This window comes from Hyphococcus luteus (assembly GCF_002943565.1).
GTDB classification, from domain to species: Bacteria; Pseudomonadota; Alphaproteobacteria; order Caulobacterales; family Parvularculaceae; genus Hyphococcus; species Hyphococcus luteus.
The window spans coordinates 100,714-127,159 of the sequence record NZ_PJCH01000006.1; the positions used below are offsets into that span (position 1 = coordinate 100,714).

Genomic DNA, 26,446 nt, shown 5'->3' on the forward strand with positions numbered 1-26,446 from the left:
CTATCTGTTGACCCCTACCTCCGGCGCCGCTACCCTTCGCAGCCTGGAAACGTGACAAGGAAAATGAGCGAAATATCAGTAACTTTACGCGACGGCTCGACCCGGACTGTGGAGGCCCAAGTCGGACAGTCCGTAATGGAGGCGGTGCGGGCCGCTGGCGTAGACGAGCTTGAAGCCATTTGCGGGGGCTGTCTCTCCTGCGCCACCTGCCATGTCTATGTCGACAAAACCGATGAATACGACCTGCCGCCGATGAGCGATGACGAAGACAGCCTCCTCGAAAGCAGTTTTCATCGGCGCGAAAATTCGCGTCTTTCCTGCCAGATAGTTTTTAATGACGCGCTCAGCGGGCTCCATGTAACCATTGCGCCCGAGGACTAGAGCGAGAAAGGCCGCCCCTGTGGACCTTGAAAGAAAATACAGAAATGTGCCCGGCACGACAGTGTTCGACTCTACGCTGGCCCGCAAGGGGTACCACCTTAACCAGGTCTGCGCCTCGCTCTTGAAAGATGAAAACCGTCAGCGCTTTCGAGCCAATGAGCGCGCCTATCTTGATGAGTGGAAACTAACCGAAGAACAAAAACAAGCGGTTCTCGACAGGGATTACAACCGCATGATCGCGCTGGGCGGCAATGTTTATTATCTTGCAAAAATTTTCTCCTCCGACGGCCTCAAATTTACGCATGTTTGCGCGCAAATGTGCGGCATGACGGAAGAGGACTATATCCAAATGATGAATGATGGAGGGCGCGCGCCCGCCAAAGAAAAAAACACCGGAGACTGAACGATGGCGAGAATTACAGCCGGCGTTGGCACATCCCACGTTCCCCTGATCGCGCGCGCCATCGATACGGACAAAACGCAGGAGCCAGCCTGGAAGCCTATCATTGACGGCTACGAATTTTCGCGCAAATGGATCGAGAGAGAAAAGCCAGACGTCGTTATTCTCGTCTATAACGACCACGGCGTCGCTTTCGATATGAGTCTTATCCCGACTTTCGTCATCGGCGCCGGCGAGAGCTTTAAGCCTGCAGACGAAGGATATGGACCGCGACAGATACCCGATGTCATAGGGTGTCCGGATCTTGCCTGGCATATTGCGCAATCGGTGATCGAAGACGATTTCGACATCACAATCGCCAATGAACTGGATGTGGACCACGGCCTGACGGCGCCTCTCTCCATGATGTTCGGCAAGCGCGGCGTCAACGACTCCTGGCCGTGCATGGTCATTCCTGTCGCCGTCAACGTCATAGTCTATCCGACGCCCAGCGGGCGCCGATGTTATGAGCTTGGCAAGGCGATCGGCCGCGCGGTCGCCGCCTTTGACCAGGATCTTAATGTCCAGGTTTGGGGAACCGGAGGAATGAGCCACCAGTTGCAAGGCGCACGAGCCGGCCTCATCAACCAGGAATGGGATCAGAATTTTCTCGCCCGTCTGGCCGATAATCCGGAAGAAGTGGCCGACATCTCCCGTCTGGAATATGTGACGGAAGCCGGGTCAGAAGGCATAGAGCTCATCATGTGGCTGATTATGCGCGGCGCCCTGCCTCAACGCGTAAAAGAATTGCACCGGTTTTATCATGTGCCCGCTTCCAACACCGCTGTCGGCCATATCGTGCTCGACGCCAAGGCGGATTAACCCCGCATGAGCATTGTCGTGCAGAATATTCGCCGGCCGGCCCCCGCCCAGATAGAGCGAATCGGCCGCTTCGGGGTAGCCACTATTCATGAGGCGCAGGGCCGCACCGGCCTGATGGCCCCCTATATGAGGCCGGTTTATTCGGGAACGCGAATCGCAGGCCCGGCGGTGACGGTGACGGTGCCGCCTTGCGACAATTGGATGATCCATGTGGCGATTGAGGAATGCGCTCCCGGCGATATTCTTGTCGTCTCTCCCTCCTCCGATTGCGACGACGGATATTTCGGCGAATTGCTCGCGCGCTCGCTTATCGCTCATGGGGTTAAAGCTTTGATTATCAACGCCGGCGTGCGCGACACGGCGGAATTGAAGGAAATAGCATTTCCGGTCTGGTCAAAATGCATATCTGCGCAAGGCACCGTCAAAGAGACCCTTGGCGCGGTCAATATGCCGATCGTATGCGCCGGCGCCCTCGTCAAGCCTGGCGACGTCGTTATCGCCGATGACGACGGCGTTTGCATTGTCGATATCGATCGGGTCGATGAAATCGCCAACCTTTCTGAGGCGCGCGAGAAAAAAGAAGCGCAAATGCGCCGGCGTCTTTGCGCCGGCGAGAAAAGCCTCGATCTGTTCAACCTTCGCGAAAAGCTGAAGGCGAAAGAAATCCGTTACATAAGTCAAAAAGACCTGCCCTGACCAAGGGGCGCATATAAATGGGAGGCTTCCATGTCGCTGATGTTTGTCAAAGGAGTACATGGCGGGGGCCATCTCTATCTTTCTTTCGCCGCGCTGTTCCTGCTTGCCGCAGCAAGTTGCAGCCAACCGCAAGAGCCTCCCGAGCAAGATCTCGCATCTGCCGACCCCATAGGCGTCACTACACACGGTCATGTGGAAGGCGTGCGCGAAAGCCCGCTTTCGATTTTTCTCGGCATTCCGTTCGCAGCCCCGCCGGTCGACGACTTGCGCTGGCGCCCGCCCGAACCGCCGGAAAACTGGGACGGCTTGCGCGAAGCTAAAAGTTTTGCGCCCAGCTGTTACCAAAACGCCCAATATCTGGAAGCGCCCGAACACAATACGAGCGAGGACTGTCTTTATCTTAATATATGGACGCCAGCGGCATCCGCCGATGAAAGGCTGCCTGTCATGGCCTGGATTTATGGCGGCGGCTTTGCGGCCGGCGCAACGTCAAATCCCGTGCAGAATGGCGATGAACTTGCTGCGCGCGGCGTTGTTGTCGTATCCATGGGCTATCGCGTCGGTCCATTCGGCTTTCTCGCTCATCCCGCTTTAAGCGCGGAGTCTCCGCAAGAAGTCTCCGGCAATTACGGTCTGCTCGATCAGATCGCAGCACTGAAATGGGTGCAGGACAATATCGAGAATTTCGGCGGAGATCCGGACAAAGTGACGATTTTCGGCGAATCCGCCGGCGCGATTTCGGTTTCCATGCTTTCAACCTCCCCCCTCGCGGAAGGGCTTTTCCGCGGCGCGATTTCTCAAAGCGGCGGCTCTTTCGGCCCCACACATTCACCGCCCCTTCCCGGAGAAAATGTCCAGCGCCTCGACCAGGCCGAAGCCATCGGTATCGAATTTGCCGAGAAACTGAATGCGGCGGATATCGCTGAAATGCGCACGGTGCCTGCGGCGGATATCCTTGCTGCGTCGTTGCCCTCACCCGACGCCCCGTTTCCAGAAATGCGGCTCAGCTGGCCAGTTCTCGACGGCTATGTCATTCTAGGCGACCAATACGAGCTCTACGAACAAGGCGAATATAACGATGTCGCCGCGCTGATCGGCTTCAACTCCGACGAAGCTTCAATGTGGGGCGGCCAGGTGACGCCAGCTGAATATGAAAAGGCGACTCGCGACCGTTTTGGCCCTTATGCCGAAACGCTGCTCGAGGCCTACGCCGCCGAACCCGACGACGCCACGCAGGCCTCCCGCGACCTTGCAACCGACGTCATGTTCGGCTGGCACACGCTTTCCTGGGCGAAACTCCAAAGCCGCACCGGGACGAAACCCATTTACATGTATTATTTCGCGCAACGCCCGCCCTACCCGGAAGATCATCCGTTCGCCAACGTAAAAGGCGCTCCTCACGCTGCGGAAATGCCTTATGTCTTCGATCATCTCGAGGTCTATCCGGAGATTCCCTGGCGTCCGGAGGACGCCGCGCTTTCCGACGCAATGGCCGATTATTGGACAAACTTCGTCAAGACTCTCGATCCCAACGACGGCGAGCTGCCTCATTGGCCGCAATTCTCCGAAAATGAGCCCCAGGTGATGATTCTTGAAAACGGCCCTCATGCCGGCGCGCTGCCCTCCTATGAACGCTACGATATCCTCGACGACTATTTCGCCTGGCGCCGCACGCCCGAAGGCCGCCAGCCCTGATAGGTGCGGCTTGTCCAAATCAGCACTCTCTGTGCGCTGCCTGCGCATAAAAAAAGCCGGCGCAGTTAGCGCCGGCTTTCAGTTGATAGAACCGGTTCTGATAAAGACGCAACCGGGCTCTGGGTGATAATTTAGAACGCCTTGCTGATCTGGATGGAGAGAACCCGTCCCAGCGGACTGTTGCGGGAATTGTCGTATTGCAATCCCGGGAAGTTCGCTCCGCCCGTTGCATTCAACACAAGCGGCGGATCGGAGTCGAATACATTCTCAACGGAGAAAGTCATATCGAGCCCGTTGAGCAGTCCCGTCGCATCCGGTGAATAGGTGATGCTGAAATCCAGAGTCGCAAAGGCGTCTATGTCCAGATACTCGTCCGGCGCCGCAGCTGGAATGAAACGGCGTTCGATATGATAGGCGTTGGCGAAATTCAGATAGAGAGAGGTCTGAACCTCTCCAAGATCGGCCGTCACTTCGCCGCGCGCGGCGAATTTTAACGGGCCGCCGAAGTAATTCACACGGTCTTCGATGGGCGCTCCGGGGGCGATCGCTTCATCATATTTGAGCACATAAGTCGCAACCGCGCCCACGGTCCAGTCAATATTCTGCGCTGCAAAGTTATAGTACGCAGTAAAGTCAAGACCGCTTGTTTTGACCACGCCGATATTGTTCCGGCGGGCGTCGATGATGGCAATTGTGCCGCCCGGTCCGGGCGACGGCGCAGGCCCGATAGTCAGACGATCAACCGTATCGTAAGGAGAGAAAGCCGGCTGGGCCGTTCCGTTGTTGAGGGCGTCTATGAGCGCATCGAACTCCGCTTGGGACAAAGTCGACGTAGAAAAGGCGCCCGGATTCAAAAAGACAAAGGGAGAAAGCGACGGCGTGTTGAGCGCCGCAAGCGGCCCCACATTGAAAGCGGGGTAGTCGATCTTGCCTGTGTAATCGATACGATAATAGTTCATCGAAAGCGTCAGGCCGTCGACATCGGACGGCGTCCACTCGAAACCGGCAGAATAGGTCTTGGCTTTTTCAGGCCCAAGCGTTCCGTTGCCGCCAATGATGTAGGTCGGCGTCGTAAAACCGGGCGCGCCCATATATCCAAGCGAGGGATCGATGAGCATGGTGTCGATAGGAAATCTCGTATATGTGCCGGCTTGCGCGTTCGGGTTATTAGACGAGAGCACAGGCGCGCGAAACGACTTGCCGAAGCTGGCGTGGATGACAAAGTCTTCAAACGGCTCCCAGTTGACGCCGAATTTCGGATTTAGAGAGTCGCCAAAGTCGCTATAGTTTTCATAGCGGCCCGCCGCGGTCAGCTCGAGACTGACAATGCCCGGCATCGAATTGGCGTCGCCGACAAGCGGGACATATAGTTCGCCGAACGCGGCCGAGACATTGCGGCCGTTAAGCGAATGCACGCCCTCCGTCACAACCTGACTGGCGCCGGAAATGTTGAACGAGTCGAATCTGTCCCGATAGTGCTCGCCGCCGATCGCAAGTCTGACATCGCCGCCGGTGATCGAGAAGAGAGGACCGGTGAAACTTCCCGACACCATTTTGCGTTTGAACCAGTAATTGGTCGTGCTCCATGAGTCGAGATAATCGAGCGTCGCCTGATCATTGCATCCCGGCGTGCCGTCGCAAAACGGGTTGAAGGCGGGAATGGCGCCGAAGTCCCCTGCCAGAACATTGGGAAGAGTGCCGCGGGCAGTGCCGCCATCATCCGTTCTGACGCTGTTCTTCGCTTTGCCGTAGCTGAAGTAAACATCACCCGTCCAGTCCGGCATAGGAAGGTCAAACCGGAAACCGGCCGTGCCGTTCCAGGTCTGCTCATAACCGTCGCGCAAGTGCGGACCGAGGTCGCCAAAGAAATTATACTGAACGGTGACCGGATCGGGACAAGTGATTCCATTAGCCGATCCGCCGTTGTTGCACGGGTGGTAAGGGTTCGTCACGGGAACGACGAGCGGTCCTGCCAAGGTGTCATAGGGGGTTTGCCGGATCGTAATATTGCGGCGATAAAATATGCCGTCGCCGTAAAGCTCAAACCCGGGCGCCAGCTCTTGATTGAACTTTGCGACAAAGCTGTTGGAATCGATCGCCGGCAATGCATCGGTATTCGTCCAGCGTGATTGCGTATTCGGCGACGCCAAAAGATCGGACAGAGTCAGCGTCGTCGACGAGCCCGCAGGAATGCCCATGTAGCCCGACGGCGTCAGGATATTGCCCGGCGCGGTGGCGAGCGATAGTCCGTCCCCGCCATATTCCGAGAAATCGTCATTATAAAGTTTTGGCCGGTCAGACGCGGCGAGCGCTTCGCGATCGATGTGCTCATAGGCGACCATGATCCCGCCAGTGTCCCAAGTCTTGCCGAGCATCACCGCGGCTTTCCAGTCCATGTGGTCGTCCGCGAATCCTACGCGGCCCGAAACCTGCGCGCCGTCAAAAGGTTCGCGCATAATATAGTTCATCACGCCGGTAACAGCGTCCGAACCATATATGGCGGAGGCGCCGTCGGCGACGATCTGAATTTGCGACAGGGCGATTGACGGCACCGTGTCCGGTTCGAAGATGTCGCTGTTGGGGCCGACCGCCGGCGTGCGGTGGCCGTTCACAAGACTCAATGTCGCCGCAGTGCCAAGACCGCGAAGGTTGGGGCTGTTGGCGTAAGAAACGTTAACAACGTCGCCTTGAAAGCCGGCGCCGCCCGCACGCCCTTCATTGCCCCCGAATGAGAGCACTTGTGGAACTTTGCGCAAAAGGTCCGCAGTGCTGGAATAGCGGCTCTTTGCGATGTCATCGCCGCCGACAGTAAGAACTTCCGAGCCGACCGGGTCGATGCCTTGGATGCGGGTCCCCGTCACCGTCACTACGTCCCGGTTCTCGTCGCTTTCGTCGTCCTGAGCGTAGACTGGCGTTAAAGCAATTATCGAAACCGCCGATGCCGATCCCAATAACAAAGATAGCCGGCGCTGCGAACGCAGCGTCCTGTAATGATTTGAGCCTTGCATTTCCTGATCCCTCCCAACGCGACGCTGATTTTTCTAGCGCGCCTCTACTTCTGTAGATGGCCTGGAATCGAACAGACTTTTTCACAGCTGTCAATATGATTAGTCGATTTTGTATAACCATATGTTCGGTCCGTAATGATCGAGCGCATTTGCTGCGGCGCACAAGACAGCCCAAGGCAAAGGTGCAAATTTAAATGCGGACACGGATGAACGGACGCTCTGGAAAGCGATCATGGTTGTGCACCGCAATAGATTGACCTAAATGTCTGCGACCATGAACGCCTCCACAAAAACAACGCGAACCAGTCGGCGAAAAAAAACCACCAAAAAACCCTCCGTGAAGAAGCCCCGTGCGAAACGATCGAGGCAGGAACTGATCGCGGATGCTGTTATTGAGGTGCTTGGTCGCGCCGGCGCCCGCGGTCTTACCCATCGTGAAATAGACCGTTTTTTGCGCCTGCCCGACGGTTCGACATCTTATTATTTCCGCCGCAAGGACGATCTGATCGCCGCCGGCCTTGAACGGTTGAACGCACTAACGCTCGAACGGCATCGAAAACGCTACGAGACCGTCTTCCAAAAGGCCGCCTCAAAAAAACAGGTCAAACTTAGCGATTTTGCGGAAACAGAATTCGAAACATATAAGCAATATATTAGCTCGCCTCCGCTCTATCGAAATCTTGCGCGGGTCGAGTTTTTCATCATGGCGATTCGCGACAAGTCGCTGATGGAAGCACAGCGCCGAACAATGCAGCCTATATTCGATCTCGATGAAAAAATGTTCCGTCTGTTGGGAGCTAAAAATCCGCGTCACGCGGCCGCCGAGTATGGCGATTTCAGGCGCGGCAGCTTCATGACGTTTGTGCTCGTGCCCAACGCCGTTTTCGGCCGCGACCGCACTATCGAATACTATGAAAATGTAATCCGTAAGATCATCGCAGATACCGACAAGATGCAAGAAGACCTGCCGCTCGATGCAAATATAATAAAAACGATCGCCTCTTGACCGCGCCCCGATTCTCTACAAAAGTAGAGGAACGAAAAAAATCGACGGGAGGGCGCAAGATGCCAAGATGGGACCGCCGCAAGGTCTTGAATGTTGCGGCTGCAACCGCCGCCACGACTTCTTTTGCTCCGTTTGGCGCATCCGCGGGTTCCAAACAAGACAAACCGAACATCCTGTTCATCATGGCCGACGATCTCGGTTATGCGGATTTGAGTTGTTATGGCCGCAGGGATTTCGAAACGCCAGTATTAGACGCCTTAGCCGAAGACGGATTGCGTCTCACGGACTGCTACTCGAACTCGCCGGTATGTTCGGCAACGCGCCTTGCGCTCATTACAGGCAGATACCAATATCGGCTTCCTTTCGGACTGGAAGAACCCAGCCCGGGAAAGTCCGGCGCAGGATTGCCCGCAGATCATCCAACGCTTCCTTCGCTGCTTCGCGATGCTGGATATCGCACTACGCTCATCGGGAAATGGCATCTGGGATCGCCGCCGGACTATGGACCACTGAAAAGCGGCTATGACAGATTTTACGGCGTCTATGGAGGAGGCGATTATTTTCAGCACGCGCCGGAAACGGCGTCGCGCAACGACGGCGTTCTAACGGATCAGGATGAACCGTCCTTGGACGAGGGATACATGACCGATCTTCTCGCCGATCGGGCCGTTCTGGAAATAGAAACCGCCCATAAGCACCGCAAGCCGTTTTTCATCAGCCTGCATTTCACGGCGCCGCACTGGCCCTGGGAAGGGCCCGATGACGAAGAAGTATCGGAAAATCTCTCAAACCTTTTCCATTTCGATGGCGGCAGCATCGCCACATACGCCCGTATGGTTAAAAACCTCGATGCTAATATTGGCCGGGTCCTGCAATCATTGCGCAAGGCGGGGCTGCATCGCGATACGATCGTGGTCTTCACAAGCGACAATGGCGGCGAACGTTTTTCCGATTCATGGCCTTTTGTCGGCGTCAAAGGAGAGGTGCTGGAAGGCGGCATCCGCGTGCCGGGTCTTATCCGCTGGCCGGGACGAATAAAAAAGGAAAGCGTTTCAGACCAGATCGTCACGTCAATGGACTGGATGCCGGTATTGCTGTCCGCTGCGGACGCGTCTCCCGATCCGGCATACCCGCCGGACGGCGTCAATCTATTGCCTGAGTTTCAGAACGGGTCGACCCGCTCGCGAAAGCTCTACTGGCGTTTTAAGGCGAACGATCAGGCCGCTCTGCGATCAGACAACTGGAAATATCTCAGCATCGGCGGCGCCGAACATTTGTTTAATCTGAAGGAAGACGAGCGTGAGCGCGCAGACCTCAAGGAACGAAATCTCGATATCTTCGCCAGCCTCAAAGCCGACTACGAAGCCTGGAACGAAACGATGCTGCCCTATGAAGCTTCAACCTTCAGTCATGATGTGACGATGGGCAATTACAGCGACAGATACTAATGGAGTTTAGCATGCATAACTGGAACCGACGCGCCGTACTCGCCGGCGGCGCTGCGATCGGGGCGGCTTCGATCAGCCCCGCCGCAAACGCCAAACAACAAGGCGGAGAAAAGCCGAATATTCTATTCATCATGGCTGACGATCTCGGTTACGCTGACCTGAGCTGTTACGGCAGAACGGATTTCGAAACGCCGGCGATCGATGCGCTGGCATCGGACGGCCTGCAGCTTATGCAGACCTACGCGAACTCTGCGGTGTGTTCGGCCACGAGGACCGCTCTTATTACGGGACGTTACCAGTATCGCCTTCCATTCGGGCTGCAAGAGCCGGGAGGACGCAATCTGGGGCTTCCGCCCGATCATCCGACGCTTCCGTCTCTCCTGAAAAAGTCCGGTTACAAAACTGCGCTTATCGGAAAATGGCATATGGGAGCGCCGCCTGAATACGGCCCGCTCAAAAGCGGCTATGACAGTTTTTACGGCATATATGGCGGGGGTACGGATTATTTCAGGCACTCCCCGGACAACACCGTAAGTGAAAACTACGCCGAACAAACTGTGCTGATCGACCAGGACGCGCCTGCGTTGGATGAAGGCTACCTTACGGACTTGCTCGCCGACCGTGCGATCAACATCATAGAAGACTCAGCGAAGTCGGACACGCCGTTTTTCGTCAGTCTCCACTTCACTTCCCCGCACTGGCCTTGGATCGGCCCGAATGATGAACAAGTTTCGGAAACACTGACCGATTTGAATCATGAAGATGGCGGAAATATCCGCATCTTCGCATCCATGGTCAAAAGCATGGACGCAAACATCGAAAGAGTCCTGCACGCATTGAAGCGCGCCGGCCTCGATCAAAACACCATCGTCGTATTCACCAGCGACAATGGCGGCGAGCGTTATTCAGATGTCTGGCCGTTTGTCGGCGTCAAAGGCGAACTTCTGGAGGGCGGGATACGCGTGCCGGGGATCGTTCGCTGGCCGGGTCACATCAAGAAAAACCGGCGCTCTGAACAGGTTATCACGTCGATGGACTGGATGCCCACCCTGCTCGCCGCGGCGGGCGCGCAACAAGATCCTGGCTTTCCTTCCGACGGCGAGAATCTCCTCGACCAACTCACCGGGCAAGCGCCAGCCGTCGAGCGCAAACTGTGTTGGCGGTTCAAGGCGAACGAACAATCCGCGATCCGCGATGGAGACTGGAAATATCTAAAAATCGGCGGTTTCGAACATCTGTTCAACCTTGCGGAAGATGAGCGCGAGCGGGCCGATCTGAAAGACAAAGAACCCGAACGCTTCGCGCAACTGAAGACTGCGTATCAAGAATGGGATGCAACGATGCTTCCTTATCCGGAAGACAGCTACAGCCATGATGTCAAAAAGGGAAATTATTCCGATCGTTATTAGCGCCTTTAAATTGGCGCCAATCTCGATCAACAAATTAATCGTATAGCCGTCGCGTCATTCCCGCGGGTCGCAACACGATAAGTTGGGTCGGGTGCGGCCGGCGTGCGTAACGCTCGCAAACGCTGCGGCATTAGCGTTGCAAATGGAATACTGGCGGCGGCGGCGCCTTGAGAAGCTTGCCAGCGATCAGCGTAAAAAGGCCGGCGACAAGCGCAACCACTACCGAGATTAGCATCGCATAGCGAATAGCTTCATTGCCGTAAGCAGGCGTCAGGACGTCGCTCACCAATCCGGAAATAACGGGTCCGCCGCCTTGACCAATGATATTAGAGACAAACAAAAAGGTGGCGATCGCTACTGCACGTGTGCGCTCGTCCGACGACGCCAAAAGGAGCGCAAATAACGGCCCGATCTGCGCCATCACCAGAAGCGTCTCAAGCGCCAACCCGACCTTCCAGAGCGAGTCGCCGCCGAATATCAAAAGAAGTTGCGCGGGAGCGATAAGCAACATCGCAAAGGCGGGCACACGATAACGCCAACGCGGATCCTTCCGACCCAGGTAAGTCGCCAACCAGCCGCCGCCAAGCCCCCCAATAATACCGCCGCCTCCACGCAAAACGCCAATAAAGCTTCCAATTTCAGTCTGACTGAGGTCATGAACGCGTGACAAAAATGTCGGCACCCAAGTATGCATCACGGCCATGTTAAGACTGATTAGCGTCCCTGCTGCGACCGCAAAAACATACGCCGGTTTTGACGCCAAGCGGGTCAGCGCCTCGCCAAGCGCAACCGGCGAAGTCGATCCAGAATGGGACGCATCCGCAATGCGTTTCGGTTCACGCACCGTCAAAAACAATATAAGCGCCAGCGCAATCCCCGGCGCGCCAGCCGCTATAAAACTCACTCGCCATCCATATTCCTCGCTGACAAAACCGAGCACAGGAAACGCAATCAGTACGCCAATTGATGTCGACGCCGCCAGAAAGCCAAGCGCGGCAGGCCGTTGCTCTGAATTGAAAAGATCAGCGATAATGGAATTAGACGGCGCAACGCTGGAAGCTTCGCCAGCGCCGAGGAGGAAGCGGGTCAACGCCAACTGCCAAGCATTGCGAACAAGACCATGACACAACGTCATGACGCTCCAAAACGCCAAGCCCGCTGCAATGATGTTCCTACGGTTCCATCTGTCCGCCAGCGACGCAATAGGGAGCGCTGCAGTTGCATAAAATGCGGCAAAAGCAAACCCGGATAACAACCCAATTGTAGTGTCCGAAAGATTGAGGTCGCCTTTAATGAGCGGAATAAGAAGTCCAAGCAAATTTCGGTCAACAGTATTTATTGCATAAATTAGCGTAAGGAGAATAAGCGTATAGATATTAGACGGCGTCCACCCGCTCTGTGAGCCGGCATTCTTTAAATGGTTATCTGTCATCCATCCAACCCCGTGACATAGTTGTATTGTTCGATTTAAATCGACAATCGTCATGCCTGAGCGCGTGACGCCTTCACGCGCTGGCGGCTTTATTTGTTGTCTCTTTTTTCTTCCCGGGTTGCGGTATCCAAAAGCAAAGCCAGCTTCAAAAGTGCGGCGCGGTAACGGGCCCGAAACCGCTCGGAAAAAGCATCTTCCCCGGTCGTAATCATGACAGACTGCGGATAACTCATTGGATAAATGGTGAGAGCGACGAAAATCAGGTACAGCAAATCCGCATCTATGCCATTCGGCAGTTTTCCTTCGCTTTGAAGGTCAGAAATTATTTTCACGCGCTTAGCCACTACATCGCGCCTGTCGTCGAAATTAGTCAGATCAGAATCGTCTTTGCGTAATTTCGCTTCCAACGCTTCCCATTCGAGAAGACGCACGCGATGACGGTCTGCTGCAAAGCCATCGAAGTAAAGCTCCAAAAGCGAATAAATACTGTGCGGCGTTTCCGCCATTTCAGTCAGACGACGTTTGAATATTTCACTTAGTACAGCATCAAGAAGCCCGCGCTTGGACTCGAAAAAATGGTAAAGCATGCGGGGATTGGCTTCCGCATTGCGTGTTATCCTGTCGATCCGCGCACCAGAATATCCGTAAGCAGAAAACTCTTGCATGGCTGCGTTCAAGATACGATCGCGGCTGTTTGTTTCACGTTTTCCGCGCTTCTTTTTTGCAGCAGTTTTTTTTGGCTTTGCTTTGCGTTTACTGGCCATTTAATTCTCAGCCCTAAGACCTCTTCGGATGCGCATAAGGATGCGCCATATCGAACTCTGGAAACTCAATGGCTTCAATATCAAGTTTTGCCCGGTCAAGAATAGAGAAAATTCTGTCCTCCAGGTCATAGCGGAAAGAATCGCGCAGCTGCGCTTCGACAGCAGCGCCGCGCTCTTTTGGATTTGCAAGATACCATTCAACGGTTCGCTGAATGCCATAAGCGAAAGGCGTTGAACTATAAGCGAGGCGCGACAAATTTGATGTATCGAGAATATGGTGGCCTGTCGTGAGCGGAAAGCGTGCATATGGCCAAGCCGGCTTGGCAAGCGCCGCTGGCGCTGAAACCATCTCCACTTCTTTCTCAAGCCCCAAAACCGCTGCGATGCTTCTGACCCATTTGCGCAAACTGAGAGGCTCGTCATCCGCACAATTGAAAATCTGCCCGGCTGACGCCGAGCGGTCGCGAATGGCGGCAAGCACAATTCGCGCGGCATTTTCTACATAGAGAACACTTTGCACAAGAAAGCCGCCCTCAGGGACGATGATGCGCCGTCGCCCGTCCAAAAGCCTGCGAATAATGCTCCACTCTGCAGCGCCAGGCTGGCGGGGACCGTATACGCGCGGGTAACGCAAGATCGTTGCGTCAAACGCCCCATGTTGATGCGCCCAGCGGATTGCCGTGTCCGTTTCCACGACACGCGCGCCGAATTTGCCAACGGGGTCCAAGGGCATATCTTCCGGCATGGCGCGCGCTTCATCAAGATAAGCCATCGTCCAATCGCGTTTTTCACCGCTTTCAGAGGATGGGCGGACGGTCGCCGCCGGATCGATCCACCCCGGATAAAACATGCCTGCAATGGCGATGACATGTTCCACATGCCCGGTTAAGGCCTGCGCTACAAGCCGCAGGCGCCCATATTGCGCTATGGCGACGTCAAAATAACGCCCCTTCAACGCCTCCTCCAAAGGTTCCAGGAAATTCGGATCCGCCTTGATGCGTTCGACCGGCGCGGCGAATTCAACCGGATGACGGCCGGTGTTCAGAACCGTGACATCGTGACCTTCAGCAAGAAGCGCGTCAACGATCAGCGGACCCGTGGGGCCGCCCCCGCCAATCATCAATATGCGTTTAGCGGTAGCCACTTTTATCTTTCCCCTCCGCCAAACTTATCGTCTATATCGCGCCACTTCGACAATTCGAATAATTCAGTCAGCTCGGCAAAATTCTTTGTCCCTTCGGGCAGTTCAAGTGTTCCTTGACGCAGATCGTCAAGAGCATCACAGACAGTTTTTACAACCCGCAGCAACAAGGTGCCGGGATAAACAATAATAGAAAAGCCCATATCTTTCAGATCCTTGGGGGGAAGGATCGGCGTCCGCCCGGCTTCGGCCATATTGGCGAATTGAATGCAATCGATTTCGCCGCCGACGCGTTTGAGCTCTTCAACGCTTTGCGGAGCTTCAACAATCACGGCGTCAACGCCAACATCAGCGAACCGGCGCGCACGCGTAATCGCATCATCAAGTCCCGTTACAGACCGCGCATCCGTTCGGCCCACAATAAAGAAATCCGAGCTGCGGCGCGCCGCAAGCGCAGCTTCCAGCTTTCTTGTCGCCACGTCCAAGGGAACAACGGACTTCCCATCCATATGCCCACAGCGCTTTGGGTTGGTCTGATCTTCCAGAACCAGTCCGGCGACGCCCATAGCTTCATAGCTCTGCACCGTTCTTGTAACGTTTTTCACGTCTCCATAACCATCATCGCCATCGACTATGACTGGAAGCGAGGAGCCCCCCATAATGTCGCACACGCCATTAACGAACTCGCCAAAACTCAGGACGCCGACATCAGGCAGCGCATGCCTAACCCCTGCCAAAGCGAATCCGCCAATGCTGTAGACGTGAAATCCTGCTTTCTCAATCAACCGTGCCGAAAGCGCGTCATGAGCGATAGGAACGATAAGCGGATCTTCAACTTTCAACGCTTCATGTATTGTTCGGTCCGGCATTGTTAAACGTCACCCATATTGAAAGAGTCATCATCGATTTTCCGTGGTCCGAAATACGCCCAACTGCGGCGATCACGATCCCTGTTCTGAAAAGCGATAATGTCGTCTTTAAAGCGCAAAGTGGCCGCTATCGGGTCAAGCGCGTCAAGCATCGCCTGGCGATAATTTTCAGGCACCTCGAAAGCATATTCGCATCCTCCCGGGCTCACGACACGGCATTTTTCCAGATCGACGGTCACTTTGCCGGCGCCCTGCGAGGCCTCCACTTCGTCGGAAATTCGCTCCACATCGTCTTCAGCGATAACTACCGGAAGGAAACCGTTCTTGAGCGCATTGGAATAGAAAATATTCCCAAAACTGGGCGCAATGACACATCGAAAGCCGTAATCGCGCAGCGCCCAGACGGCGACTTCGCGTGAGCTGCCACAGGCGAAATTATGTCCCGCAAGCAGAATCTTTGCATGCTGGTAGGGTGCTTTATTAAGAATAAAATCGGGCTCTTCTTCTCCATTTTCCTTATAGCGCCAGTTATAAAACAGACCCTGTCCAAAACCGCCCTTCGTTACCTTGAGAAGTTGGGCGCCAGGAATTATCGCATCCGTATCAACATTAAGCCGGCGCAGCGGCGCTGCAATTTCCGTCAATTTCCGAAATGGCTTGCGTTCCATTACTGATGCTCCGCAATAGCGATGCGCCCCGCCACGGCTGACGCCGCCACAGTCTCTGGGCTTGCAAGATGTGATTTAACGTTTCGTCCTTGCCGATGTTCAAAATTCCTATTGGTCGAAGAGACGACGCGCGCATGATCCGGAAATCGCTCTCCGCCCGCCCCGCCACTCATGCACAATGAACAGCCGGACTCTCTCCATTCAAAACCTGCGTCTTTGAAAATCCTGTCAATGCCTTCCGCTTCCGCCAGCCGCTTGGTTTGCGCCGAACCGGGGCTGCAAATCGCCATGACGCCTTCGGCGATCTTACGGCCTTCCAGAACTTTCGCGGCCGCGCGCAGATCAGAAAGGCGGCTATTGGTGCAGCTACCGATGAATGCGGCGTTTATCGGCAACCCCGCAATACGCATGCCCGGCTTTAACTCCATATAGTCAAGCGCCCGACTCATCGAAGCCTGCTCGCGCTTCGTTTCTGCTTGCGAAGGATCGGGCACGTGGTCATGGAATCCGATTACATGTTCAGGGCTTGTGCCCCATGTGACCTGCGGCGTCAGCACTGAACAATCGATATCGATTACGCGATCATACTGCGCTGAGGGATCGCTTGGCAGGCTGCGCCAATAGGAAAGCGCCATGTCCCATTGGGCTCCCTTTGGCGCATATGGCCGTCCCGCTAGATATTCATAGGTAACGTCGTCCGGCGCGATCAATCCAAGGCGCGCCGAGAGCTCGATCGACATGTTGCAGATGCTGAGGCGCTCCTCAACACCAAGCTGTTCAATTACCGGCCCGGCATATTCTATGGCGTAGCCATTGCCGCCATCTGCAGATATTTCACCAATAAGGTGCAAAATAAGGTCCTTGGCGGTCAGTCCGCGAGGCAAAGCGCCGGTAAAATTGACGCGCATGGTCTGCGGCTTCGTCTGCACAATGCCGCCGGTCGCCATCACATGCTCGATGTCCGTGGTCCCAATGCCCCAAGCGAGCGCGCCCAGCCCCCCGATCGTGCTCGTATGACTGTCGCAGCACACAAAGACCGTTCCCGGAAGGGCGACCGCCTGCTCAGGCGCAATGACGTGGACGATACCCTGCTCCGCCGTATCAATATCGAAAAAGGAAATTCCTGTTTCACGGGCGCCGGCCCGTAATTTTTGGATGAAGTCTTTTCCATTCGGAATGATCGTATCGTCTCCACGCCCCGGAGTCGTGTCGAGCAGGTGATCGACCGTGGCGAACGTCAATTCCGGACTCAAAATCGGCCGCCGCGCATTCTTCAAGCTTTCGAACGCTACCGCTGCAAGTTCATGCAGAAAGGCGCGATCGACATGCAAAAGATAGGTATTATCGCCAAAATCCCGGATGACATGGTCACGCCAAATCTTGTCCAGCAAGGTTTCTCCGCCCATCATTCCGCTTTCGCCGCTTTGTTTCCAGAATCAAACTTTTCGCCAAGCCATTCGCGCAATATGCTTTCGCGATCCGCATCTACCTGGCGCCCTGCAAACCGGATGCTCCCTGGATTATTGGCGAGCTTCGCAAATACATTCGGCATCCGCACCTGACCGAGTTCGGGGTCGTCAACATCCACATAAATCGGGCGCATCTTGAAATGCTCGTCGTCGATTATGTCCTGCATTGTGTAAACCGGCCCCACAGGCGCGCCTGTTTCGTTCAGCTTCTCCAGTGCTTCATCTCGCGTGATTGTCGACGCCCACTCTTGAATGATTTTGTCGATGAGTTCTGCATTTTCCATACGCGCCGCGTTTGTTGAGAAACGCGGATCCGAGGCGAATTCAGAATTGCCCGTAGCTTCAAAAATGCGTTGCGCGGTAACCGGCGTGGCCCCTGATATCGCGAACCACTTGCCGTCTTTGCATTCATAGGCGCCCCTGGGCGATGCGAACTCCAGCCTGCTGCCCGCCCGTTTGGGCTCCACGCCAAATACCGAATAGTCGATGAACTGCGGACTGAGGCAACTGAACAGCGGCTCTATCAAGCTGACGTCGATTAACTCGCCTTCGCCGCTGACATGACGGCGATGCAGCGCAGCCAGCGCCGAAATACTGGCCGCCATGGCCGCGTAGGTGTCTGCAAGCGCTATAGGCGATAGAGTCGGCGGTCCATCCGGCCACCCATTCAACCCGGTGAACCCGGCCATTGATTCTGCGATCGTGCCGAAACCGGGCCTTTTTCGATAAGGGCCTTCCTGACCGAAACCGCTGATTCGCACCATGATCAATCCAGGATTGACCTTACGCAAATCATCCCAACCAAGCCCCCATTTCTCCAATGTGCCCGGCCTGAAATTTTCAATAACGATGTCCGCTTCACGAACGAGGTCGAGAACCGTTTCACGGCCTTCCTCCGATGCGAAGTCAATGGCCAGCGTGCGTTTATTGCGCCCCACATACTTCCATATCAGGCTGGCGCCTTTTGCTTGCCTGCCTGTTGCGCGGGACGGATCGCCTCCCGGCCGCTCAACCTTGACGACGTCCGCGCCCAGATCGCCGAAATAACACCCGACCAGGGGCCCGGCGATTACGACGCCTAAATCTAACACTTTTACACCGCGAAGAGGACCTGACGCCGGCGGCAATTCATCGGAGGCGCTCACTCGTTCCATGGCAGATCACCCGGCATTGTTCCGTTCGGAAGCTGCTTCATTCCAGCCAGGAACTGCACTTTGCGAGTATGAAAACGCCAGAATCCGTTCTCCGGCACAAACCGCACCTCCTCGGCCGCATATCCCAGCAACTCGGTGCTGTAACGGCCGATTCCCTTTCCTTCCGGCATCTTCACAAGGTCATAAAGCGAGATGACGACGCGACACTCCGCTTCGCTGCCATTCACCTGATGAAAACGAAAATTGGTCGGGGTATGCAGAGTTCGCCGACCGGGATAACTGAAGCGCACTTTTTTCATACGCTCTAACATCAGCGCCCGCCCCGTCATGGGTTCGGAGCGTCCCGCATCGTAAAGCACAACATCTTCAACATGCAGCGACATGGCCTTTTCGACCTCGCCCATATCCATGAAGTCACAAAATGCGATAAACGTCTCTTCGCAGGCCCTTATGATCGCCAGCTCCTCGGGCGTCCTCAACGAACCGAATTCATAATCCGCAAGCTTAAATGTCACGCGGCGACTCTCCTTAAGGCGGTTGCTCGCCATACCTTATAAGTAAACATTCCCTTACCTATTCATTGCCCGCCATGTTCGTCAAGGAAGGATAGCCAGGGCAGAAAATCGCCCCTGCCTTGCATTCGAAAAAGGCAGGGGCGTTACGTTAAAAGTTAGCGACTGCGCGTACGCCGAACTGCCGGGGCGCTCCGTAAACAATGCCGCCGTCAAAGCTTGAAGAATCCGACGCCTGAGAGGCGACATACAGTTCGTCAAACACATTCGTGACATAACCCTCGACCGTATACCGATCACTGAAGTCAAATGACAGCCGCAAGTCGACTATAGTGCGCGGGTCGAGAATGGTGTTCGGATTCGGAAAAGGCGTCGTATAAGCCAAGCTTGTGTAGCCTACCTGAGCGCGAGGCGTCATCGTGACCTCGCGCCCCAACGCGATTGCATATTCGAGGCCTGCATTGACGGTCCATTCCGGCGCAAATGGCAATACATCTCCTTGCGAAACAAAGTCGTCTCCTGCAAGCGGACAGAGCGGAGATCCGGCAGGATTATCCTCATTTGTAAGGCAGGCGTCATCGGCAAACTCGCTATGGAGGTATCCCGCGCCGAAGTTTAAGCCCAGATCGCCGAATTGGCCGAATATCTCCAACTCAGCGCCATAAGACTCCGCGCTCGCGGCATTCTGCTGAATCGGAAGCCCGGACGCAGGATCATTGCCGGAAAACTGGATGTCCGTGTAATCTGAATAGAACACGGCGCCGTTAACTCGCAGTTGTCCGTCAAGAGCGGTAAGCTTTGCACCGCCTTCATAAACAAAGTTCTTTTCAGGATCGACTTCGGGAGTGCCGGGCGTCAGGTTGATGCCGCCGGCTTTGTAACCTTTTGAAGCGCTTACATAGAGAAGCAAGTCATCCGTTGCGTGATAGTTCAGGCTCACCTTGCCCGTCCATTCCTTCGAATCGGAATCGGATGTTACTTCGCCTGGTCCAAGCGGACGCGGGAATGCAACCCGCTCGATATCCTGACTATCCCAGCTATAGCGCGCGCCAAGCGTAAAATCCAATTTCTCTGTAAGGGAGTATGTCCCCTGCCCGAACAGAGAATAAGAAGAACTGTTGACAATAATCCGGATATCAGAATCCCGGTCGTAATAATCATCGACATGGTGATTGTCCCGGAACACAAAAGTTGGGCGCTCTTCCTCCATCATAAAGCCGCCGACAACCCATTGAAACGGCCCATCATGAGTCGAAATGAAATTGACTTCGTTGATCAGCGTTTGCGTATCCGTTCCGGAAAACGCGACGCGGCCGGGATATAATGCGCGGTTGCCGCGCGATGCAGGCAATCCCATTGGAATCGGCAACGCCGTCGTTGTCCTGTCGCCATCCGACTGGTCACGCGCTTCGCCGTCCTGCCATGAGGTCAACGCTCTGAATTCCACCGTATCGGACAATTCATAGCGCAGCTCGCCCGAAAGACGATATCCTTCGTGTGTCAGGAACGAGCGACCGTCCTCCTGGATAACATACGGATCGGAAGACACCATATCGTTCCGGTTTTTGATTGCGGCGTTATCGGAGTCATAGTCAAAATATTCGAATCGAGCATTCAATCTGAGCCGCTCGCTGTCGTCACGGAAAGCAAAGTTCGCACGAACGCCCTCCTGATTGAACGAGCCAGGTTCGCTCCCGCTTGGCCCCAGGTTCTCCGTAAAACTTCCGCGCTCTTCATGCACCACGGCAAGCCGCAGAGCAGCGTTTTGGCTCATAGGCATGTTCGCCGCGCCAACGATGCGATAGCGATCGTAATTGCCAACATTGACATCAAGAGAGCCTGAAAACTCGTCAAAATCGGGCTCAGGCGTGCGCACATAAATCGCCCCCCCGGTCGAGTTTTGCCCGGTCAGCGTGCCTTGCGGCCCACGCAGAACTTCCATGGATGCAATATCGAAAAAGCTGTGCCGGATGAATTGTTCATGCGGGATCAACTGACCGTCGATATAGTAGGCGACCCCAGGCACCGACGACGGCGCCGTGCGAGCCAGCCCTACACCGCGAATGTTGATGAAAGTGGAGCGTGAAATCGTCGTCACCGCGATGGAAGGCGCAGCTTGCTGAATATCTTCAATGTCGTCGATCGCCCGCTTGGCGAAATCTTCCGCCGTGAGCACGGTGACGGCGATCGGCACATCCTGGATATTTTGTTCGCGCCGCTCTGCTGTTACGACAATGCGGTCTTCGCCCGCCCCTTGCGCATAGGCGGCAGCCGGAATTCCGGCCACCAGTGAAAGACACGTTCCGCCCAGCAATTTCTTCATATTTCTCCCGCGACGCGGAAAAACCCGTCCCTTCGCCGCCGCATGCGAACGCAACAGCCCTGCCGCCTCTTTCTTTGATGCCGTCATGGATTCCCTCCCGTTATGTAAGTATCTATTTACTTACCTTGTATCACGGAAGAATTTACCCTGCAAGAGCAACAGGTTATGCTGCGTTGCGACAATATCTTTGTTATTGAACTTACAGCGTTTTTTGCTCCGCGAACCGAGTCGCGGCGGGCCAACTGCAAGGCAGGCATTGCATCGGCGGAGCCGGCAAGCGGGCCGCGCCACAATAGAAAATGAGAAATTATTCTGGCTGCTATTAGCGACCCGCGTTGAAGACATTTACGATATCCAGCGCAATATCTCCCACAAACTCAGTCGGGCAGCGCCGCTACAGCCTCACAACCCGCACATGTTGCAAGGCGTAGCTTTATAGCCGCGGCCAGTCTTTGACTCTGCGTCACCGGGGGGCCGACGGCGCGCCGAAACGAATATCTATCGGCTCCACACGGACGATTTTCGCCAGACCGTCTTTTTGCCAGGGGTCTTCGCCGATGCGTTTCTTCACCTCTTCAATGCTGTCCGCGCGAATGATGAAAAGCACTTCCATACTGTCTTTCATCAAACCGGCCATGGCGACAAATCCGTCGGATTCGAGTTTTCGCCATATTGCGGAATGCTCTTCATAATCAGGCTGCTCGGAAGAGGGCGCAGCCTGGTCCCATGAGGCTCCGCGCTGCACGATAACGGCGAAATGATTGGTCATCACTATTACTCCTTCGAGGGCCAGAGGCCCTATTCCTCAAGCAGGCTGCGCTCGCGAAGATAGGCGCGCAGGGCTTCCAGATCTTCAGGGGAAATGCGGTCGGCGAAATTCGGCATGCCGTTCGGCACGAGCGCTCCTTCGCGCACGACCAGTTCGAGCGAATCAAGCATCTGCGTCCTGCGCAGGTCCGGGTAACCGCCGGCGCCGACCGCAGAAGGTCCATGACATTCCACGCAATAGGTGTGGTAGATTAGCGAGCCGCGATCATAAAGTTCATCGCCGGTGAGTTTCATCGGATCAGGCGGCGACGCCTCAGGCGCCGGCGGGTCGGCGCGTTCCGGCAGACTTGCGTCCCCGTTCAGCTTGAACGCCAAGACGCGGCGTCCTTCGCCATATTTCCAGCCGAATTCTTGAGCATCGAACGCCGCCATGTTGACATAGGCGCCGCCGATTCCGGACGTGACAACGACATATTGTTCGCCATCGATTTCGTAAGAAGCCGGCCCCCCAATCACACCGTTGCCGGCTTCACCCCGCCACAACTCTTCGCCGCTCTTTGCATCATAGGCGACCAGATAACCGTCTCCCGTTCCCTGGAAAACAAGCCCGCCGGCCGTGGTCATCGTGCCGCCCGCAACGCCGTCGGGCGCATGATGGCGCCAGACTTCGCGCTGGTTGACGGCGTCCCAGGCAAGAATGCCGCCTTTCATATTCTCAGGAAGACCGATGCGCACCGACGTGTCCATTCCTGCATTGGGATCGAATTCCCATTCACCGACCGGCGTCTCATCGTATTTCATCGAGGCTTCTATGAACGGAATGAAGGCGTAGTCCAGGTCCGGATTGAACGACATGGGCTGCCAGCTGTGTCCGCCCAGCCATGAGGGTGAGAGATCGAAAAAGCCGTCGCCGCCGCGAGCGCGCGGATGCTCCACGGGCCGTCCGGTCTCAGGATCGATATGGCTCGCCCATGTGACCGGCACATAGGGCTCAGCGGACAGAAATTCTCCGGTTTCCCTGTCGAGGACATAGAAAAAGCCGTTTTTCGGCGCCTGCATAATGACGCGGCGTTCTTCACCATTGATCGGCAAAGTCGCCAGAATCATATCCTGTGTCGCTGTGTAATCCCACTGGTCGCCTGGCGTCGTTTGATAATGCCACACATATTCGCCTGTATCGGCTTTAACGGCGACGATGCTGGAGATAAACAGATTGTCGCCGCCGCCGGGACTGCGCGCATTGCGCCCCCACGGTCCGCCATTTCCAGTGCCGATATAAATGAGGCCCAACTCGGGGTCGTAGGCGAATGCGTTCCAAGGATTGCCGCCGCCGCCATATTTCCACCATTCTCCGTTCCAGGTTTCGGCGGCCATTTCCATGGCTTTGGATTCGAACCCTTTGGACGGATCGCCGGGCACAATCCAAAAGCGCCACAACAATTCTCCGCTTTCCGCGTCATAAGCCGACGCAAAGCCGCGCGTGGCCTTGTCGCCGCCGCCCTGTCCGATGACGACGCGTCCGTCGAAGACGCGCGGCGCGCCTGTTATCGAATATGGCTGCGAGGGATCGAAGGTCTGCACGCTCCATACCGGATCGCCGGATTTGGCGTCGAGAGCGATCAGACGTCCATCGGCGGCGCCGACGTAAATCTTGTCTCGCCACATGGCGACGCCGCGGTTTCGTCCCCATGTCGCAAATTTCTCGCCGCGCATCTGCGCGCCCGGATCGTACCGCCACAACTGTTCTCCGCTGCGGCCGTCAATCGCATAGACGACGCCGAACGTGCCTGTCGTATAAATTATCCCGTCCGCAATCAGCGGCGTCGATTCTATCTCACCCGGCGAGGCCAGGTCGGCGTACCAAGCAAGGCCGAGATCGGCGACATTGCCCGCATCAATCTGCGCAAGCGGGGTGAACCGCTTTTCTGAATATGTTCGACCATGCGACAGCCAATCAGCATCCGGAGCTTTATTGGGGTCGAAGTCAGTTTCCTCTTCGACCGCCGCCGGCACCTCCTGGGGAGCGGACGCGTTCTGCGATTCGCCGCATCCAGACAAAACAGACACAAGAAAGAGAAATGCTGCGACCGGTTTGAATGCGGCAAAACCGGACCGCGAATTGAAAATAGACATCAGTTTCACTCGCTCCCTATTCGTGCGGGACCGCTTCCCGGGCCTTTGACGGCCCCCTCAGGCCGCTCCGCTTTCCTTCTTGTGACCAAATCCGGTCTGAGACTCAAATTCTATCGGCCCCAATACAGACACCTGCGATCACCGACTCTTCGCTCCCGCACAATCATCTCCGTCACACATCAAGCACTCACATAAGCGAGCCAAAAAGCGGGAATACTGATTTGGCCGGGGGGCCATAGCGACGCACGATTGCCCGTTATCTACTTAACCGGTTTTCGCGATAAAAACGCCATGGCATTGTCCAGCGACTGCCTGCTGTGCGCCCATCGGCAAGATGGCGGCTGACGCCGTTCTCTGAGACGCCGCGATTTCAGGGGATATACGAACGCATGGCTGCAAGCTCAAAGACATGAAAAGCCGACGCGTTGTCAGGCGCCGGGAATATTTAGGAAAGGGCTGGAAATTGGGAACGCTCGAAATTAACCAGGTCGCATCCACTTTCGCAGCAGAGATCCGCGGTATTGACGCATCAAGCCCGCTCTCGGCGCGCGATCTCGACGCTCTCATCGGCGCGCTTGATCGTTACGGCGTCGTCGTCATGCCGGATCAGAACCTCACGCCCGATCAGCAAATTTCAGTGAGCGAGCAGCTGGGCCCATTGGAAAATTCCGATGAAGGAAGCCCGAGCTTCCGCAAGCTCCGTGAAAATCTGCAATATGTCGACGGACGCGTTTCGGAAATATCGAATCTGGCGCAAGGAAAAGGATTGCTTGAAGAATCCGACGTTCGCCGCCTTTTCACGTTTGCAAACCAGCTCTGGCACTCCGACAGCACATTCCGTCCAATCCGCGCGCGTTACACCACTTTGTCCGCCGTCAAGGTTCCTGAATCGGGCGGCGATACTGAGTTCGCCGACGTGGCGAGCTCTTATGACGCGCTTTCTGATGAGGACAAGGAAGAAATAAAAGACCTCATGGGCGTCCACAGCCCGACGGTCGTCATGGAAGCCATGGGCGCGACACGCCCCGATGGCGGCGGTTTTGTCAGCGAATACGGCACGCAGTCCCGGCCGATCGTGGACATCCACCCGGGATCCGGCCGCAAGGTTCTCAATGTGCCTTCCCACTGCTCCCATATCGAAGGCATGTCTTTGCCAGAAGGCCGGTCGCTCTTAACTTATCTCAGGGAGAAAGCGACGCTGCCGGAATTCCGGTACCGGCATGTCTGGTCGCTGGGCGATTTCGTTATTTGGGACAACCGTTCAACACTCCATAGGGCGTGCCGTTTCAAAGAACGCAAGGAAGCGCGCCAGCTTGTCCGCACGGTCGTGCAAGATGCCTGAAACAAAATTCCGTATGATGAATAATTATCGTTTGCCGCGTCCCCTGGGTGTGCTGGCGCTTCTGGCGCTCTCAGCCTGCTCTGGAAAGGTCGCGGATATCGACCGTATTGCATTTGAGAATCCGGATGTGTTCCCGGAGAGCATTACGTCAAACGCCGACGGCGATCTTTATATCGGCAGCGCCGGCGATGGATCCGTTTATCGCGTCCAACGAGGCGAAGAGGTCGCTACTGTCTGGATTTCTTCGGAGGAAAGCGGCGCCATGGAGCTGCTTGGCGTCTTTGCCGACGAGAATTCCAGCACGCTTTACGCCTGCTCTATCGCAGCCGGCGCGCCGCCCGAAGGCGCCGACGCTCTATCCGCCTTATACGCCTTCAACTTAAGCACTGGTGCGACAAAAGCGAAATACCCATTGCCTGGCGGCGCGAAGGCGCTTTGCAACGATATCGCCGTCGGCGCATCGGGAACGGTTTACGTCTCCGAAACAATGAATGGCCGCGTGCTCAGGCTCACGTCCGGCGGCGCAAAGCTGGAAGTGTGGGCCGCCGATGAACGCCTTCGCGGCGTTAACGGAATTGCTGTCGGCAGCGATGGCGCGCTTTATATGAACACTTTCACCAGCGGAAAATTCTTCCGTATTCCCGTCCAAACAGATGGCGCAGCCGGCGCCATCTCCGAACTGGCGCCGTCGTCGCCCCTCAACAGGCCGGATGGACTGCGCGCGCTCGGCGATATGAAGTTCTTGCAGGCGGAAGCAGGCGGACGCATCTCCGAAGTTGAAATTTCCAGCGACCAGGCGATCATTACGCCCTTGAAGACGGGCCAGGGATGGTCCGGCGTCACCAGCGCCAATGGGCGTATCTGGGCCGTAAATCCCAAGGCTGAGTATCGCATGGATCCGAGCATGGCGGACAAGGACCCGAATCCGTTTTTCATCGACGCTATCGACCCGGCCCGCTGAGGAGTT

At 55.8% G+C, this 26,446-nt stretch carries 22 protein-coding genes; 10 read left to right on the forward strand and 12 right to left on the reverse strand.

Going from position 1 to position 26,446, the window contains the following annotated elements; genetic code table 11:
* Positions 1-63: 63 nt before the first annotated feature.
* Genes CW354_RS11220 through CW354_RS11240 form a run of 5 tightly spaced genes read left to right on the forward strand, consistent with a single transcriptional unit; the run spans position 64 to position 4,033 of the window.
* Positions 64-381 carry a 2Fe-2S iron-sulfur cluster-binding protein gene (locus CW354_RS11220; RefSeq protein ID WP_104830178.1) on the forward strand — a complete coding sequence of 106 codons (318 nt, stop codon included), beginning with the start codon at positions 64-66 and terminating at the stop codon, positions 379-381.
* Between the two features lie 19 nt (positions 382-400).
* On the forward strand, positions 401-784 hold the full coding sequence (gene ligA / locus CW354_RS11225) for a protocatechuate 4,5-dioxygenase subunit alpha (RefSeq protein WP_104830179.1): 384 nt from the start codon (positions 401-403) through the stop codon (positions 782-784).
* A 3-nt stretch (positions 785-787) separates the two neighbouring features.
* Positions 788-1,642: a class III extradiol dioxygenase subunit beta gene (locus tag CW354_RS11230; protein WP_104830180.1), complete on the forward strand. Its 855-nt coding sequence runs from the start codon at positions 788-790 to the stop codon at positions 1,640-1,642.
* Positions 1,643-1,648: 6 nt separating this feature from the next.
* Positions 1,649-2,338 (forward strand): 4-carboxy-4-hydroxy-2-oxoadipate aldolase/oxaloacetate decarboxylase, encoded by a 690-nt coding sequence (locus tag CW354_RS11235; protein WP_104830181.1) that lies wholly within the window; start codon positions 1,649-1,651, stop codon positions 2,336-2,338.
* Positions 2,339-2,368: 30 nt separating this feature from the next.
* On the forward strand, positions 2,369-4,033 hold the full coding sequence (locus tag CW354_RS11240; RefSeq protein WP_104830182.1) for a carboxylesterase/lipase family protein: 1,665 nt from the start codon (positions 2,369-2,371) through the stop codon (positions 4,031-4,033).
* 131 nt (positions 4,034-4,164) lie between these two features.
* On the opposite strand, the gene CW354_RS11245 is transcribed toward CW354_RS11240, so the two are convergent.
* Positions 4,165-7,041, reverse strand: coding sequence for a TonB-dependent receptor plug domain-containing protein (locus tag CW354_RS11245; protein WP_104830183.1), 2,877 nt, complete (start codon positions 7,039-7,041; stop codon positions 4,165-4,167).
* Positions 7,042-7,303: 262 nt separating this feature from the next.
* On the opposite strand from CW354_RS11245, the gene CW354_RS11250 reads away from it, so the two are divergent.
* The 3 genes from CW354_RS11250 to CW354_RS11260 are packed head-to-tail and all read left to right on the forward strand — an operon-like array spanning position 7,304 to position 10,904.
* Positions 7,304-8,047, forward strand: a complete 744-nt coding sequence (locus CW354_RS11250) for a TetR/AcrR family transcriptional regulator (RefSeq protein ID WP_104830184.1) — start codon at positions 7,304-7,306, stop codon at positions 8,045-8,047.
* Positions 8,048-8,106: 59 nt separating this feature from the next.
* Positions 8,107-9,495 (forward strand): sulfatase family protein, encoded by a 1,389-nt coding sequence (locus CW354_RS11255; protein WP_104830185.1) that lies wholly within the window; start codon positions 8,107-8,109, stop codon positions 9,493-9,495.
* A gap of 11 nt (positions 9,496-9,506) precedes the next feature.
* Positions 9,507-10,904, forward strand: a complete 1,398-nt coding sequence (locus CW354_RS11260) for a sulfatase family protein (protein ID WP_104830225.1) — start codon at positions 9,507-9,509, stop codon at positions 10,902-10,904.
* Between the two features lie 130 nt (positions 10,905-11,034).
* Here CW354_RS11260 and CW354_RS11265 read toward each other — a convergent pair whose 3' ends face one another.
* The 11 genes from CW354_RS11265 to CW354_RS11315 form a co-directional block, all read right to left on the reverse strand.
* Positions 11,035-12,390, reverse strand: a complete 1,356-nt coding sequence (locus CW354_RS11265; RefSeq protein ID WP_104830186.1) for a spinster family MFS transporter — start codon at positions 12,388-12,390, stop codon at positions 11,035-11,037.
* A gap of 35 nt (positions 12,391-12,425) precedes the next feature.
* A complete protein-coding gene (locus CW354_RS11270) occupies positions 12,426-13,100 on the reverse strand; it encodes a TetR/AcrR family transcriptional regulator (RefSeq protein WP_104830187.1) in 675 nt (224 codons plus the stop codon).
* A gap of 13 nt (positions 13,101-13,113) precedes the next feature.
* Positions 13,114-14,055 (reverse strand): NAD-dependent epimerase/dehydratase family protein, encoded by a 942-nt coding sequence (locus CW354_RS11275; protein ID WP_165793665.1) that lies wholly within the window; start codon positions 14,053-14,055, stop codon positions 13,114-13,116.
* A gap of 191 nt (positions 14,056-14,246) precedes the next feature.
* Entirely contained in the window at positions 14,247-15,110 is an 864-nt protein-coding gene (locus CW354_RS11280; RefSeq protein WP_104830189.1) for an isocitrate lyase/PEP mutase family protein, read from the reverse strand.
* 2 nt (positions 15,111-15,112) lie between these two features.
* Positions 15,113-15,778 carry a 3-isopropylmalate dehydratase small subunit gene (gene leuD / locus CW354_RS11285; protein ID WP_104830190.1) on the reverse strand — a complete coding sequence of 222 codons (666 nt, stop codon included), beginning with the start codon at positions 15,776-15,778 and terminating at the stop codon, positions 15,113-15,115.
* Positions 15,778-17,184 (reverse strand): 3-isopropylmalate dehydratase large subunit, encoded by a 1,407-nt coding sequence (locus tag CW354_RS11290; RefSeq protein ID WP_104830191.1) that lies wholly within the window; start codon positions 17,182-17,184, stop codon positions 15,778-15,780. The genes leuD and CW354_RS11290 overlap by 1 nt, the downstream gene beginning before the upstream one ends.
* Entirely contained in the window at positions 17,184-18,401 is a 1,218-nt protein-coding gene (locus tag CW354_RS11295) for a CaiB/BaiF CoA transferase family protein (RefSeq protein WP_104830192.1), read from the reverse strand. The genes CW354_RS11290 and CW354_RS11295 overlap by 1 nt, the downstream gene beginning before the upstream one ends.
* Positions 18,389-18,916: a nuclear transport factor 2 family protein gene (locus CW354_RS11300; RefSeq protein ID WP_165793666.1), complete on the reverse strand. Its 528-nt coding sequence runs from the start codon at positions 18,914-18,916 to the stop codon at positions 18,389-18,391. Before CW354_RS11300 ends, CW354_RS11295 begins: the two co-directional genes overlap by 13 nt.
* A gap of 148 nt (positions 18,917-19,064) precedes the next feature.
* Positions 19,065-21,323 (reverse strand): TonB-dependent receptor, encoded by a 2,259-nt coding sequence (locus CW354_RS11305; RefSeq protein ID WP_207764771.1) that lies wholly within the window; start codon positions 21,321-21,323, stop codon positions 19,065-19,067.
* Between the two features lie 376 nt (positions 21,324-21,699).
* The gene (locus CW354_RS11310) at positions 21,700-22,005 is read right to left on the reverse strand and encodes a YciI family protein (protein ID WP_104830194.1); all 306 of its coding nucleotides are present in this window, start codon (positions 22,003-22,005) and stop codon (positions 21,700-21,702) included.
* Between the two features lie 29 nt (positions 22,006-22,034).
* A complete protein-coding gene (locus CW354_RS11315; protein ID WP_104830195.1) occupies positions 22,035-24,137 on the reverse strand; it encodes a PQQ-dependent dehydrogenase, methanol/ethanol family in 2,103 nt (700 codons plus the stop codon).
* Between the two features lie 463 nt (positions 24,138-24,600).
* On the opposite strand from CW354_RS11315, the gene CW354_RS11320 reads away from it, so the two are divergent.
* Together CW354_RS11320 and CW354_RS11325 are read left to right on the forward strand one after the other, a co-directional pair.
* Positions 24,601-25,479 carry a TauD/TfdA dioxygenase family protein gene (locus tag CW354_RS11320; RefSeq protein ID WP_165793667.1) on the forward strand — a complete coding sequence of 293 codons (879 nt, stop codon included), beginning with the start codon at positions 24,601-24,603 and terminating at the stop codon, positions 25,477-25,479.
* A 13-nt stretch (positions 25,480-25,492) separates the two neighbouring features.
* Positions 25,493-26,440: a Vgb family protein gene (locus CW354_RS11325; protein ID WP_104830197.1), complete on the forward strand. Its 948-nt coding sequence runs from the start codon at positions 25,493-25,495 to the stop codon at positions 26,438-26,440.
* The last annotated feature ends 6 nt before the right edge of the window (positions 26,441-26,446 follow it).

Excerpts from the sequence above, each read along its gene's own strand:
- CW354_RS11220 (WP_104830178.1), top strand. The coding sequence starts at position 64 with ATGAGCGAAATATCAGTAACTTTACGCGACGGCTCGACCCGGACTGTG.
- CW354_RS11230 (WP_104830180.1), top strand. The coding sequence starts at position 788 with ATGGCGAGAATTACAGCCGGCGTTGGCACATCCCACGTTCCCCTGATC.
- CW354_RS11235 (WP_104830181.1), top strand. The coding sequence starts at position 1,649 with ATGAGCATTGTCGTGCAGAATATTCGCCGGCCGGCCCCCGCCCAGATA.
- CW354_RS11240 (WP_104830182.1), top strand. The coding sequence starts at position 2,369 with ATGTCGCTGATGTTTGTCAAAGGAGTACATGGCGGGGGCCATCTCTAT.
- CW354_RS11245 (WP_104830183.1), bottom strand. The coding sequence starts at position 7,041 with ATGCAAGGCTCAAATCATTACAGGACGCTGCGTTCGCAGCGCCGGCTA.
- CW354_RS11250 (WP_104830184.1), top strand. The coding sequence starts at position 7,304 with ATGTCTGCGACCATGAACGCCTCCACAAAAACAACGCGAACCAGTCGG.
- CW354_RS11255 (WP_104830185.1), top strand. The coding sequence starts at position 8,107 with ATGCCAAGATGGGACCGCCGCAAGGTCTTGAATGTTGCGGCTGCAACC.
- CW354_RS11260 (WP_104830225.1), top strand. The coding sequence starts at position 9,507 with ATGCATAACTGGAACCGACGCGCCGTACTCGCCGGCGGCGCTGCGATC.
- CW354_RS11265 (WP_104830186.1), bottom strand. The coding sequence starts at position 12,390 with ATGACGATTGTCGATTTAAATCGAACAATACAACTATGTCACGGGGTT.
- CW354_RS11270 (WP_104830187.1), bottom strand. The coding sequence starts at position 13,100 with ATGGCCAGTAAACGCAAAGCAAAGCCAAAAAAAACTGCTGCAAAAAAG.
- CW354_RS11280 (WP_104830189.1), bottom strand. The coding sequence starts at position 15,110 with ATGCCGGACCGAACAATACATGAAGCGTTGAAAGTTGAAGATCCGCTT.
- leuD (WP_104830190.1), bottom strand. The coding sequence starts at position 15,778 with ATGGAACGCAAGCCATTTCGGAAATTGACGGAAATTGCAGCGCCGCTG.
- CW354_RS11290 (WP_104830191.1), bottom strand. The coding sequence starts at position 17,184 with ATGGGCGGAGAAACCTTGCTGGACAAGATTTGGCGTGACCATGTCATC.
- CW354_RS11295 (WP_104830192.1), bottom strand. The coding sequence starts at position 18,401 with ATGGAACGAGTGAGCGCCTCCGATGAATTGCCGCCGGCGTCAGGTCCT.
- CW354_RS11305 (WP_207764771.1), bottom strand. The coding sequence starts at position 21,323 with ATGACGGCATCAAAGAAAGAGGCGGCAGGGCTGTTGCGTTCGCATGCG.
- CW354_RS11310 (WP_104830194.1), bottom strand. The coding sequence starts at position 22,005 with ATGACCAATCATTTCGCCGTTATCGTGCAGCGCGGAGCCTCATGGGAC.
- CW354_RS11315 (WP_104830195.1), bottom strand. The coding sequence starts at position 24,137 with ATGTCTATTTTCAATTCGCGGTCCGGTTTTGCCGCATTCAAACCGGTC.
- CW354_RS11325 (WP_104830197.1), top strand. The coding sequence starts at position 25,493 with ATGATGAATAATTATCGTTTGCCGCGTCCCCTGGGTGTGCTGGCGCTT.